This window comes from Ralstonia chuxiongensis, from assembly GCF_024158925.1.
Classification (GTDB): Bacteria; Pseudomonadota; Gammaproteobacteria; order Burkholderiales; family Burkholderiaceae; genus Ralstonia; species Ralstonia chuxiongensis.
On sequence record NZ_JAMYWC010000001.1, the window covers coordinates 685,603 to 698,010 of the forward strand.

Annotated in this window: 14 protein-coding genes; 11 read left to right on the plus strand and 3 right to left on the minus strand. The window is 65.5% G+C overall.

The genetic code is table 11. The features are described 5' to 3' along the window. The first annotated feature begins 4 nt into the window (after positions 1–4). The 9 genes from NKG59_RS02965 to NKG59_RS03005 all read left to right on the plus strand — a co-directional run bounded on the left by NKG59_RS02965 (position 5) and on the right by NKG59_RS03005 (position 8,406). Positions 5–640: a 2-hydroxychromene-2-carboxylate isomerase gene (locus NKG59_RS02965; protein WP_253535109.1), complete on the plus strand. Its 636-nt coding sequence runs from the start codon at positions 5–7 to the stop codon at positions 638–640. After that, entirely contained in the window at positions 633–1,337 is a 705-nt protein-coding gene (locus tag NKG59_RS02970; protein ID WP_253535112.1) for a Crp/Fnr family transcriptional regulator, read from the plus strand. The genes NKG59_RS02965 and NKG59_RS02970 overlap by 8 nt, the downstream gene beginning before the upstream one ends. 147 nt (positions 1,338–1,484) lie before the next feature. Then, complete coding sequence (locus tag NKG59_RS02975; RefSeq protein WP_315862590.1) at positions 1,485–2,483, plus strand: 3-oxoacyl-[acyl-carrier-protein] synthase III C-terminal domain-containing protein; 999 nt, start codon at positions 1,485–1,487, stop codon at positions 2,481–2,483. Further along, on the plus strand, positions 2,480–3,493 hold the full coding sequence (locus NKG59_RS02980; RefSeq protein WP_253535115.1) for an NAD-dependent epimerase/dehydratase family protein: 1,014 nt from the start codon (positions 2,480–2,482) through the stop codon (positions 3,491–3,493). Before NKG59_RS02975 ends, NKG59_RS02980 begins: the two co-directional genes overlap by 4 nt. Then, positions 3,471–4,277, plus strand: coding sequence for an MBL fold metallo-hydrolase (locus NKG59_RS02985; protein ID WP_253535128.1), 807 nt, complete (start codon positions 3,471–3,473; stop codon positions 4,275–4,277). The genes NKG59_RS02980 and NKG59_RS02985 overlap by 23 nt, the downstream gene beginning before the upstream one ends. After that, complete coding sequence (locus tag NKG59_RS02990) at positions 4,274–5,569, plus strand: F390 synthetase-related protein (protein WP_253535130.1); 1,296 nt, start codon at positions 4,274–4,276, stop codon at positions 5,567–5,569. The genes NKG59_RS02985 and NKG59_RS02990 overlap by 4 nt, the downstream gene beginning before the upstream one ends. A gap of 11 nt (positions 5,570–5,580) precedes the next feature. After that, positions 5,581–6,204, plus strand: a complete 624-nt coding sequence (locus tag NKG59_RS02995; protein WP_253535132.1) for a phosphatase PAP2 family protein — start codon at positions 5,581–5,583, stop codon at positions 6,202–6,204. Beyond that, positions 6,201–7,331: a sterol desaturase family protein gene (locus NKG59_RS03000; RefSeq protein WP_253535134.1), complete on the plus strand. Its 1,131-nt coding sequence runs from the start codon at positions 6,201–6,203 to the stop codon at positions 7,329–7,331. The genes NKG59_RS02995 and NKG59_RS03000 overlap by 4 nt, the downstream gene beginning before the upstream one ends. Beyond that, the gene (locus NKG59_RS03005) at positions 7,315–8,406 is read left to right on the plus strand and encodes an acyl-CoA desaturase (RefSeq protein WP_253535136.1); all 1,092 of its coding nucleotides are present in this window, start codon (positions 7,315–7,317) and stop codon (positions 8,404–8,406) included. The genes NKG59_RS03000 and NKG59_RS03005 overlap by 17 nt, the downstream gene beginning before the upstream one ends. A gap of 22 nt (positions 8,407–8,428) precedes the next feature. Here the strand turns inward: NKG59_RS03005 and NKG59_RS03010 are convergent, their stop codons facing one another. Together NKG59_RS03010 and NKG59_RS03015 are read right to left on the minus strand one after the other, a co-directional pair. Then, positions 8,429–9,211: an alpha/beta fold hydrolase gene (locus tag NKG59_RS03010; RefSeq protein WP_420804013.1), complete on the minus strand. Its 783-nt coding sequence runs from the start codon at positions 9,209–9,211 to the stop codon at positions 8,429–8,431. Positions 9,212–9,271: 60 nt separating this feature from the next. Then, entirely contained in the window at positions 9,272–9,523 is a 252-nt protein-coding gene (locus NKG59_RS03015; protein ID WP_045202007.1) for a hypothetical protein, read from the minus strand. 329 nt (positions 9,524–9,852) lie between these two features. Here NKG59_RS03015 and NKG59_RS03020 point away from each other — a divergent pair, with 329 nt between their 5' ends. Beyond that, positions 9,853–10,251 carry a cupin domain-containing protein gene (locus NKG59_RS03020; RefSeq protein WP_045202009.1) on the plus strand — a complete coding sequence of 133 codons (399 nt, stop codon included), beginning with the start codon at positions 9,853–9,855 and terminating at the stop codon, positions 10,249–10,251. Positions 10,252–10,285: 34 nt separating this feature from the next. After that, positions 10,286–11,332, plus strand: coding sequence for an alpha/beta fold hydrolase (locus tag NKG59_RS03025; protein ID WP_253535138.1), 1,047 nt, complete (start codon positions 10,286–10,288; stop codon positions 11,330–11,332). 27 nt (positions 11,333–11,359) lie between these two features. On the opposite strand, the gene NKG59_RS03030 is transcribed toward NKG59_RS03025, so the two are convergent. Continuing rightward, positions 11,360–12,313 carry an AEC family transporter gene (locus NKG59_RS03030; RefSeq protein ID WP_253535140.1) on the minus strand — a complete coding sequence of 318 codons (954 nt, stop codon included), beginning with the start codon at positions 12,311–12,313 and terminating at the stop codon, positions 11,360–11,362. Between the last annotated feature and the right edge of the window lie 95 nt (positions 12,314–12,408).

Genomic DNA, 12,408 nt, shown 5'->3' on the forward strand with positions numbered 1-12,408 from the left:
CTGCATGCCCGCCACCGTCGATTGGTTCTTCGATGTCATCTCGCCGTTTGCCTACCTGCAGCTTGAGCAGTTCGTTGCGCTGCAGGAAGCCAACGACATCGTCATCCGCCCACGTCCGCTGGTGCTCGGCGCGATCCTGCACCACTGGGGGCAGAAAGGCCCGGCCGAGATCAGCAGCAAACGCGTGTTCACGTACCGGCATGCGCTGTTTCGCGCGCAGCAGCTCGGCATTCCGTTTCGCATGCCGCCCGCACACCCGTTCAACCCGATCAAGGCGCTGCGGCTGACGATTGCGATGGGCGGCTCGCTCGATGCCGTGCGTGCAGTGTTCCGCCATATCTGGCGCGACGGCAACGATGTCGCATCGCCGGAGGGTTTCGCCGCGCTGTGCGAAGCGGTGGGCTTTGCGCAGGGCGCAACCGCTGTCGAACAATCCGCCGTAAAAGACGCGCTGCGTGCGCACACCGATGCGGCTATCGAGCTGGGCGTGTTCGGGGTGCCGACGCTCGTGCACAACGGCGAGCTGTTCTGGGGCGAAGACGCCACCGAGATGTTTCTGCAAAGCCTGCGCGCCGACTGGCTCTCCACGCCCGAAGTGCAACGCGTGAGCACGTTGCCGGTGGGCATTCAACGTGGCTGAACACGACACGAATTCGCGCCCCGGTATCAGCCGCGCACGGCTGGCCCATATTGCGGCGTGGTCGATTGAGCTGCCCCCGGACGAAGCGGAGCGTGCCTGCGCCGGCATCGTGGAAAAAACCTATGCGCGCGGCGCCTGCATCTGCCCGAAAAACACATTGCTGGAAAGCTGGACGGGCGTGGTCACGGGCCTCATCAAGATCGGCACCGTGTCGCCAGAGGGGCGCAGCGTCACGTTTACGGGCGTGCCGGCCGGCGGCTGGTTTGGCGAGGGCACCGTGCTCAAGAACGAGCCACGCCGCTACGACATCGTTGCGCTGCGCGACACGCGCATGGCCTTCATGGACCGCGCCACCTTCATGTGGCTGGTGGAAAACAGCGTGGCGTTCAACCGCTTCCTGGTGAAGCAACTCAACGAGCGGCTCGGGCATTTCATGGCGCTGCTCGAATATGACCGGCTGCTTGATGTCACACCGCGCCTGGCGCGTTGCATTGCGTCGTTGTTCAACCCGGTGCTCTACCCCGGCGCGGGCGACCACCTGGAGATCACGCAGGAAGAACTTGGCCTGCTCTCCGGCATGACGCGGCAGGTCGCCAACCAATCGCTCAAGGCCCTGGAGAAGGACGGCGTGGTGCGGCTGGAATACGGCGGCGTGACGGTCGTCGACCTCGAACGGCTGCGCAGCTACGGCGCCTGAAGACGCCGTCTTTATTAACGAATCTTCATCCGGCGCAGCGGGCCGCACCCGCTAGAATCGCGGCACAACAAGACAAGATCGTTACGCTGCGGCATGCGCCCCACACAGCCGCAGCCGGAAGAGGGAACAAGGCAACGCATACCGTGCGTGCCTGCATCTATGCTGCCGATTCATCTGCTTTCCACCGGCAAGGCGTTGCCGGAACACCGAGTCACGTCCGCTGAGCTGGATGCCCGCCTGGGCCATCGGGCTGGGTACGTGCGCAAGAAGTCCGGTATCGACGTCCGTCACCATGCAACGCTTGCGGAGCACCAATCGGAGCTTGCCGGCGCTGCCGTGCGCGATGCGCTGCGCCGCGCAAACGTTCCTACCGCCTCCATCGACCTGTTGATTTCCGCCTCGGGCGTGCAGGAGCAGGCGCTGCCCAACACGGCCACGCGCATCCTGGAGCCCGCAGGGTTGCCGGCCGGCACGCCCGCGTTTGACGTCAACGCCAGTTGCCTGAGCTTCCTGACGGCGCTGCACGTGGCAAGCAGCCTGCTGACCACTGGCGCCTACAAGCGCATTGCCGTGGTGGCGTCCGACCTGGCCTCGCGCGGCATCGACTGGGACGATGCCGAAACCGCGTTGATCTTCGGCGATGGGGCGGCGGCGGTCATCGTTGAGGCGGCGCCTGCGGTGTCCAGCAAAGGCATTCACGCTTACCGCATGGAGACCTACCCCGCCGGCAAGGCCTATTGCGAAATCCCTGCAGGCGGCACGCGTCGCAACCCGCGGACCGGCGCGCAACCCACCGATTACCTCTTCCACATGGACGGCAAGCGCGTGTTCAAGCTCGCCTCGCAACTGATGGACGGCTTCCTCGATCGTCTGTTTGCGGGCAGCCATTACACGCTGCGCGACATGCACGTCGTCGTGCCGCACCAGGCGAGCCACCTTGGCATGCAGCATTTGCGCAAGCGCCTGGGCGTGCCGGAAGCCAGCGTGGTCGACATCTACGCGCAGCACGGCAACCAGGTGGCCGCATCGATTCCCACCGCGCTGCATGAAGCGGTGACGCGCCAACGCATCGAGCCTGGCAAGCCGGTTCTGCTGGTTGGCACGGCCGCCGGGCTGACGCTGGGCGGCATGGTGCTGACACTATGACCACGCTTGTGACGGGGGCCACGGGCGGGCTCGGCCGCAACGCGGTCGATGCACTGCTGGCACAAGGCGCAGGCGTACGCGCGACGGGGCGCGATGCCGCGCAGCGCGAGGCCTTTGTCGCACGCGGTGCGGACTATGTACCGGCCGACCTCGCACGCCTGACGCCGAGCACGCTCGATGCGCTGCTCGATGGTGTCGACACGGTGTGGCATTGCACGGCGTTGTCATCTCCTTGGGGCGCGTACGACGACTTCTACGCGGCCAATGTGCGCGCAACAGCCGCTCTGGCCGAAGGCGCCGTCAAGCGTGGTGTCCGCCGCTTCGTGCATATCTCCACGCCGTCGATCTACTTCGACTACCAGCATCACGCCGATCTGCCCGAGAGCTATCGTCCTGCGCGCTTCGCCAATCATTACGCGGCGACCAAGATGCTGGCAGAAGCGGCCATCCAGCAGCAGGTCGCCAAGCAGAACCGCACACACTTCGTCATCCTGCGGCCGCGTGGGCTGTTCGGCCCGCACGACCGCGTGGTGCTGCCGCGCATCCTGCATCTGCTGAAACTGCGCGGCGGCGTGCTGCCGCTGCCCCGTGGCGGCGCGGCACGTATGGATCTGACCTATCTGGAAAACGTGGTGCATGCCATGCAGTGCGCCACCACGGCGGTCGTGCCTTCGGGCGCCGCCTACAACATCACCAATCACGCGCCGGCCACGCTGCGCGATCTGCTCGATCAACTGCTGGGGCAACAGCTCGGCCTGCGCTACCGCATCCGCGCCGTGCCTTATCCAGCCATGGCATTGGCCGCACGCGCCATGGAGTCGGCCAGTGCCATCACGCACCGCGAGCCGCTGCTCACACGCTACAGCGCCGCTGCCCTGCACTACGACATGACGCTCGCCAACGACCGCGCGCGCATCGAACTCGGCTACGTGCCGCCCATCGACATGGCCGAAGGCATCCGCCGCACGGCCCACTGGTTACGCGAACATGGCAACGTTGTCCGTTTTTGAAGCCGGTTACTGCACGCACACCGCGTGCGTGGCACTGCGCGGCGCGGGCTTGCGCACATGCGCCTTTCCCGCGCGCGCATGGCTGATCGAAGCCGCCGGGCGACGCTGGCTGTGGGACACGGGCTATGCCTCGCATTTTCATGACCACACGCGCAGCGGCCTATTTGCCATCTATCGCAAGGTCACGCCGGTGTATTTCGATACATCGGAATCCATGGCAGCACAGCTCGCACAACAGGGCATACGCCCCGCTGACCTGCATGGATTGATCGTCTCGCACTTCCACGGTGACCACGTTGCCGGCCTGCGCGACTTTCCGGGCGTGCCGGTCATCTGCTCTGGCGAGGGATGGATGCACTTGCGTGCGCTGCGAGGCGTTTCCGCGTTACGGCGCGCTTTCGTGCCCGGGCTGATTCCCGAAGATTTTGAAACGCGCACGCGCTTTGTCGAACAGTTCGAGCAAGTTGCGCTGCCGCCAGAGCTGGCGCCATTCACATCCGCCTGGGCCCTGCCCGAGAGCAACGGCGACGTGCTGCTTGTGCCGCTGCCCGGCCACGCTGCCGGACACCTCGGCGCGTTCGTGCGCACGGATGAAGGCTGGGCGTTGCTTGCCGCCGACGCAGCCTGGTCACCGCTGAGCTATCGCGAGCTGCGCGGGCCGTCGGTGCTGGCGTATTCCATCATGGAAGACCGCCACGCCTACTTCGATACGCTGCGCAAGCTGCACGCGCTCGATGCCGGCGGCCACGTGCGCATTCTCCTCACGCACGAGGGTGCATTGTGACGACGTTGCATCGCCTGCTGTGGTCTTATTGGCAAACGCGCCGGTTGCGGCTGCCTGATCGCGCAGCGCTGCAAGCGCATCAGCAGCGCCAGATCGCACGTTTCACGCAACGCGTGCTGGCTCGCAGCCCGTACTTCCGCCCGTTTGCATCGAAGCCGATGCATGAATGGCCGTTGATGGACAAGGCCACGATGATGGCCAATTTCGATGCCATGAACACGGCCGGCCTGCGTTTGGCCGACGTGCTCGCCTGCGCGCAACAGGCCGAGCAGTCGCGCGATTTCCGGCCGATGGTCGGAGCCTATTCGGTGGGCTTGTCGTCTGGCACATCCGGCGGACGGGGCGTATTCGTCGTCAGCCCGACCGAGCGCGCGCAGTGGGCCGGCATCCTGCTCGCCAAGCTGTTGCCGCGCGGGCTGTTGCATGGCGAACGCGTCGCGCTGTTCCTGCGCGCCAACAGCAATCTGTACACGGCCGTGCGCAATCCGTGGCTGACGTTCTCGTTCTTCGATCTGTTTGCGCCGTTCGATTCGCACCGCGCGCCGCTGGAGACATTGCAACCGACCATCATCGTGGGGCCGGCGCAGGTGCTGCGTGCGCTCGCCATGGAGAAACTGGCCGGCCGGCTCGACATTGCACCGGTGCAGGTGCTGTCCGGCGCCGAAGTGCTGGAGCCGATGGACCGCGCGCTGCTTGCGCAGGCCTTCGGCAATGTCGGCGAGGTCTATCAGGCCACCGAAGGTTTCCTGGGGGCGACCTGCCCGCAAGGCACGCTGCATCTGAACGAAGCGCACGTGCACATCGAGCCGCAATGGCTGGACGCGCGCCGCTTCGTTCCCATCATCACGGATTTCACTCGCAGCACGCAGCCCATCGTGCACTACCGGCTGGATGACATCCTCATCCGCCGCGACCCGGCGCTTGGGGCCTGCCCGTGCGGCAATCCGGCCATGGCCATCGAGCGCATCGAAGGCCGCTGCGACGACACACTCGTCCTGCCCGCGCTGGGCGGCGGCTCCGTCACGCTGTTTGCGGACGTGTGTTCACGGGCGCTGGCCCAGGCGCTGCCGCTGCATGCCGATTACCGCCTCGTGCAATCCGATGCGTCCACGCTGGCGTTGTCCATCCACCCCGCTGACGCCGACATTGCCCGCGCGTGCCAGGCGCATCTGGCGGATGTCTTCGCCTGCCAGGGCGTCGATGCATCGCGTGTGACATGGCACGCCGCGCCCGAACGCATCGCCACCGATTTCACCACCAAGCGACGCCGCATCGTTCGGCTCGCGGCGTAGGGAGCGGCACGATGAGCCCGCTTGCCACGCGCCTGCGTCATATGGCCTTGGGCTGGTGTTCGGTGGGCCTCGTCTATGGTCTGTGCGGTGTGCTGCAAGGCGTGGGCACGGTTGTGCCGGAAACCGCATTGGACCGCGCGATTCCGTTCAGCGCGTCAGGCATCTGGCTGTACGTGTCGTTCTTCGCGCTGATTCCGTTGGCGTATCTGCTGGCCGACATGTCTCGCCTGCCCTGGCTGGAACGCGCCATGCAGATGAGCGCGCTGGTGAGCGGTGCGGTGTTCCTGCTGTGGCCGACCACGCTGCACTACCCGCCGCTGGCCGATGCATCGCTGCCGGCCAGCGTGCAACGCATGCTGATCGCCGTGGATTCGAGCCAGAACTGCCTGCCCTCGCTGCACGGGGCGCTTACGCTGCTTTCCGTGTGGGCGCTGGCAGACGCGCGCAAGCCGATTCGCACGACGCTTGCAGCGGCCTGGGGGCTCGGCATCCTGTACGCCACGATCCAGACGCGCCGGCACGTCGCACTCGATCTGTCGGCGGGCGTGGCCGTGGGCGTGCTGTGCGGCGTGGCCGCCCGTCAATGGTTGGCGCGACGCGCGTCAACGCTCTCAATCGAACCGGTGTCGACATGAATGCCTTTGCTCTGCCGCTTGCATTGATGCTCGGCTGCGTGCTTCTGGAACTGGCTGCGCTGAAGTGGTGGCGCGACCAACCGGTGCCGTGGCGCGACGTCATCCTCAATCTGAACTCGGGCCACGTGCTGATGTGGCTGTGCCGCGGCGTGGAAGTGGCCGGCTTCACGTGGCTGTATGCCCATGCCAGCCTGCATTGGGTGGATGGCTGGTATCCGATTGCAGGCTGGGCCTTCGCCTTTGTCGCATGGGATCTGGGCTTCTACTGGCTGCACCGCACGCACCACAAACTGGGCTTTCTGTGGGCGATCCATGCGGTGCATCACGAAGGCGAGCATTTCAACCTGTCGCTGGGCGTGCGGAACGCGTGGCTGTCGTCGCTGACATCGCTGCCGTTTTTCGTGCCGCTGGCGCTGCTGGGTGTCACGCCGGAAATGTTCGTGGCGGTGTCCGGCCTGCATTACTCGGTGCAGTTCTACAACCACTGCGGACTGGTCGGCCGCTCGGGCGTGCTGGACCGCTTCATGGTCACGCCTGCCAACCATCGCGTACATCACGGCTGCAACCCAGAATACATCGACCGCAACTTCGGCGGCACGCTGCTCCTCTGGGACAAGCTGTTCGGCACGTATCAGCGCGCGCTGCCCGACGTGCCCATCCGCTACGGCGTGCACAAGCCCACCCACAGCGACAACCCGTTCTGGGCCAACGTGGTGCCCGCATTGCAATGGCTGGGGTTGCGCACGCCGCAGTTGCAACGCGATACGCGCGCCACGCCCGCCGGCTGGATTGCCACGGGCGGTGTGCTGCTATTTGGCGTGGTGGTCGACTACGTGCGCACCGATGGCCTGTGGCCCGGGCATTGGCAAGCGGTTTGGTTCGTGCTCATCCTGCTGCTCACGCTGGCGCTGGGTGGCTTGTCGGATGGGCGCGCCTGGGGCCGCTGGCTGTGGCCGCTGCTGGCGCTTGCACTGCCCGTGCTGATGATTGGCGCATGCGGCGCGGGCGATGCATTGTCCGACACGTTGGCCGTTGCACTGGGGCTGCATGGCCTGGCCTGCGGGCTGTGGCACGCACTGCGTGCCGAATCACCGCTTTCTTCATCACCGCATGCCGAATCTCGCTAAGCTCCGCTACGCTTCGCCGCGCTCGTCGTCGCTGGCGGAGGATTTGCGCCGGGCCGCGCATGAACATCTGCAAGCAAGCGGCGACCACCGCTTTGCCGATGCACGACTCATCGCCAAGGGCGCCTTCCTTGTCGTAGTTTCTGCACTGCTGTATGGGGCCATGGTGACGGCCAAGAGCACGATGATTTTCGTGCTCGCCTATGTGGCCTTTCCGTTCATCGCGATGCTGCTGGCGATGAACGTGCTGCACGACGGCGCACACCACGCGCTCTCTCCGTGGCCATGGCTGGACCGCTTCCTGACACGCGTGACCGCCATCCCGCTCGGCATCGAACCGGCCTATTGGACGGTGCGTCATGTGCACTATCACCACGCGCATGCCAACGTGGAGCACTACGACCTGGACACCGCCGCAAACCGCTTCCTGCGGCAGACGCCTTTTCAGCCGTGGTATCCGCAGTTTCGCTACCAGCATCGCTATTGGCCGCTGATTGCCGCGCTGTCGTTGCCGTACATCAACTGGATCTACGACTGGTCGGATCGCCTCGGCCTCACGGCGCTGACCACAGACCGTGTGTTGCCCGGCTTGCGCGGCTGGGCGACGTTCCTGTGTGCCAAGACCTTGCACCTGCTTATTGCTGTGGCGGTGCCCGCATGGGTGGCGCATCAGCTTGGCCTCGGCTGGGGCTGGGTGGCGTTCAGCTACTTTGCGGGGCAGATGCTGGCCTCGTGCGTGCTGGTGGCGCTGATTCTGGGCACGCACTGGGCAGACGTGACGTTCTATCTTCCGCCCGAATCGGGCCAGTTGCCGCACACGTGGCACGAACATGCATTCCACACCGCCTGCGACTGGCAACCGCAACCGGCGTGGATCGGCTACTGGCTCGGCGGCTTGAACTGGCACCTGACGCATCACCTCTTCCCGACGTATAGCCACCGGCACTATCCAGCGCTGGCAGCACGTGTGGCGGAGGTGGCGCGCGCCCATGCGCTCGACTACCGCGCGCTCACCTACCGGGAGTTGCTGACCGCGCAGCAGACATTCCTGCGCGCCATGGGCAAACGCCCCGACTGACGCGCAAGCAACGCGCTCCGCCTCAGTTGCGCGCCTCGACCGCGTGCACTGCATCGAGAATCACCTTGGCCACATCCTGCGGCCGCGACTGCTGCGGCACGTGGCTCGTCGGCAGCGTCGTCACCTTGGCGCCAATCTTCCTGGCCATGGCACGTTCCAGATCGGGCTGGATCATCCGGTCGTGCGCGCTGACGATGAACCACGACGGCTTGCTCTGCCACGCTGCCACCGTGGTGCGCTCGCCAAATGCCGTCGCCTTGATGGGCCCTTGCGTGGCGGCCATCACGCGCGCCTGGGCAGCGGGCACATCCTGCGCAAAGTCGCTCGCCAGCGCCGCTGGGGGCAGTGACAGATAGCCGTTGGCATCCGCCACCAGCTTGCCAATGCCCGGCGCGGGCGCGTAATCCTTGCCCACCTCTTCCGTCGACTGCCCGGCGTCTGGCGCGAACGCGGCCACATACACCAGCCCGGCAACCTTGCTGTCGGCGCCGGTTTCCGTGATGACCGTGCCGCCCCACGAGTGCCCGACCAGCACGACCTTGCCGGCCTGATTGCCAATCGCTCGGCGCGTTGCAGCCACATCGTCAGCCAGCGAGTTCAGCCCGTTCTGCACCGCCTGCACCTTCACGCCCTTGGCCTGCAGCAGCGGGATCACCTTGGCCCAGTCGGACCCATCAGCAAAGGCGCCGTGCACGATCACGACGGAAGGTTGATTGGCATCGGCCGCCGTAGCGGCAAAGAGGGGCGCACTGGCGGCCATGCCAAGTGCCAGCGCTGCGATGGAGACGGCTTTGCGGTTGAACATGTCGGGTCCTTGTTATCTGTTCGGTTCTCAGTGGGATGGGGTGTACGCGAGGCCGCCGCTTCAGGCGTGCGCACCGTCGTAGTACGGATTCGCGCTGCGGGCGCCATCCGTGTAGATGTCGGTGGCACGCGCGCCGTCCGTATAGACATCAGACGAACGCGCGCCCTCTGTATAGGCGTCCACCGCGCTTTGCACGGCGCGGGCGCCATCGGTGTACGGGTCGCGTGCGCCGACTGACGAAGCGGCTTGGGCCCCGGCAGCGGCCACAGCGAGTGCGACAACAGCGAGGGTCTTGGCGAGATTGCGGGTCATGATCGATTTCCTTTGAACGGTTGGTTTGGGATTGCGCGGCCTGCCGGTGCTTTGCGTTGCGTTGGCCCGGCGTCGTGGCCACGGAATGCATTTAAGTCGCCTGACGTATCCGGCACGTAGCGATGTGCTAGCCGTTTTGTCTGGGCATGTACCGGAGCTGCCGCCGGATACAAACGCATACAAAACCCCGTCCATCGATGCCCGTTGCTACAAAGCAATACAAATCGGCGGCATCGTGAAACCGACCGGATACATCGCAGGCGCCCAATGCTGGAAACGAGGCAAACAAGACCCCGCCTCGTCATCCATCCTTGATCACTGGAGCCCTCATGCAACCGACCCGATTGACCGCAACGTTGCTCGTACTGGCAGGCGCCCTGGGCGCGCACAACGCGTTTGCGCAAGCCGCAGGCCTGCATCGGACCGATCTCGTCCACCACGACCTGAGCGTGCCAGGTCGCGAAACCCTGCAAGTGCGCGTGGATTTCGATGAGCGTGCATTCGCCCCCGCGCATGTCCACCCCGGCGAGGAAATCGCCCACGTCCTGCAAGGCACGATCGAATACCGGCTGGATGGCCAGCCTCCCGTGACGCTGCAGACCGGCGATTCGTTGTTCATTCCGGCCGGCATTGCGCACTCGGCAAGAAACGTTGGCAGCGGCAAGGCATCGGAACTGGCCACGTATGTCGTGAAGTCCGGTGAGCCGCTGGTCAAGCTCGTTCACTAATCCCTGCCCCAACCACCGCAAAGAGAGAACCCCCATGTCGAACCCCGTCAACCTCCGCCGTCGCCGCCTTCTGGGCACCACCATCGCCAGCATTGGCGTGCTCGATCTCGGGCTGGCCGAACTTGTGCATGCGCAACCGGCACCGTCCTCCAATGCAAGCGCGCTGCTGGCCGGACAAGCCAACCCGTTCGACACGCTGCAGCAGATCGATGCCGGCGTGCTCAACATCGGCTACGCAGACCTTGGACCGAAGAACGGCCCCGTGATGATCCTGCTGCACGGCTGGCCCTATGACATCTACAGCTATGCAGAGGTGGCGCCCGCGCTGGCGGCGGCGGGCTATCGCGTGCTGGTGCCGTATCTCCGCGGCTATGGCTCGACGCGCATCCGCTCGGCGGACACGCCGCGCAACGGGCAGCAGGCCGCGCTGGCCGTCGACATCATCGCGTTCATGGACGCATTGAAGATCAAGCAGGCGCACTTTGGCGGATACGACTGGGGCGCGCGCACGGCGGACATCATCGCGGCGCTGTGGCCGGAACGCTGCAAGACGCTGGTATCTGTCAGCGGCTACCTGATCGGCAGCCAGGAGGCGAACCGCAAGCCGTTGCCGCCGGCCGCGGAATTTGCGTGGTGGTACCAGTTCTATTTCACGACGGAGCGTGGCGCGCAGGGTTACGCCGCCAACTGCAAGGCGTTCAACCGCCTGATCTGGAAGCTCGCGTCGCCCACGTGGAAGTTTGACGATGCCACATACGACCGCAGCGCCACCGCATTCGACAACCCCGATCACGTTGCCGTCGTCATCCATAACTACCGCTGGCGCCTGGGGCTGGCGCAGGGTGAATCGAAGTACGACGCGCTGGAACAGCGCCTGGCCACCGCGCCGGCCATCACGGTGCCCACCATCACCATGGAAGGCGATGCCAACGGCGCCCCGCACCCGGAGCCGTCAGCCTATGCGAAGAAGTTCACGGGCAAGTATCAGCACCGGAACATCGGTGGCGGCATCGGGCACAACCTGCCGCAGGAAGCGCCAAAGGCGTTTGTGCAGGCCATGCTGGATGTGGTGCACCTCTGAACCATCGATCCCGCTGACGCTTCTGGCTCACAACGCCGCGAGCAACCCTTCGGGTAATCCGCGTGTGAGGGCCAGCAGCGTCATCACGGCCGGCATGGCTGCTGCAGCCATCACCGTCTGCGCGGCAGTGATGCCGGCCATGAGCGGCGCATCACCGCCCAGTTGACGCGCCATGATGTACGACGAGGATGCCGTGGGCAGCGCCTGGAACAGCAGTGCCACGATCAAGGCGGCATCGGTCAGGCCCAATGCGTGGCCAACGGCCAGCGTCAACACGGGCATGGCCAGGAACTTGATGACCGACGACACGAACACGGGCTGCGCCCACGAACGCACGCCGCTGAAGTTAAGCGCGGCCCCCACGCACAGCAGGCCCAGCGGCATGGACGCCACCCCGAGCGCCCGCACCGCAGGCTCGATCGCCGCAGGCATCTGCAGCCCCAGCGCCTGCATGGCAATGCCCAGCGTGCAGGCCACCACCGGCGGATTCGTCACGATCTGACGCACGAGCGCGCGCCCACTCAGGCGCACGGAGCCATAGCGGGCGAAGACCAGCACGCACAGCAGATTGACTGTCGGCACAATCGCGGCGTTGCACACGGCCGCCAGCGCAATCCCCTTGGCACCGAAGATGCCCGTGGCGAGCGACACGCCTACATAGTTGTTGAACCGCACGGCCCCCTGAAACACCGACGTGAACGCAGCACCGTCCACTTGCATCCACGGCCGGGCCAGCATTAGCGCAACCGCCACGAGCAATGTCGCACCAATCAACGTCAGCACCAGCGGCAGTACGGGCAAAGACTGCATATGTGCCGTGGCCAGTCCGTGCATGAATAGCGCGGGCAACAGGACGTAGTAGCAGAGCCGCTCAGCCTGCGGCCAGAAGGTCTCGGCGAGGAAGGCGGAGCGCTTGAGCCAATGGCCGAGCGCCACCAGAAGGGCAACAGGCGCGAGAGCGAGCAGGATTGCAGCGGTCATGGCCGTGCTCCTGCACCGTGGCGTGCCCGCAATGCGGGCGAGAGGCAGAGGAACGTGCGGAACGGCATGAGGTGCTCGGCGAGAAACAGGAACAC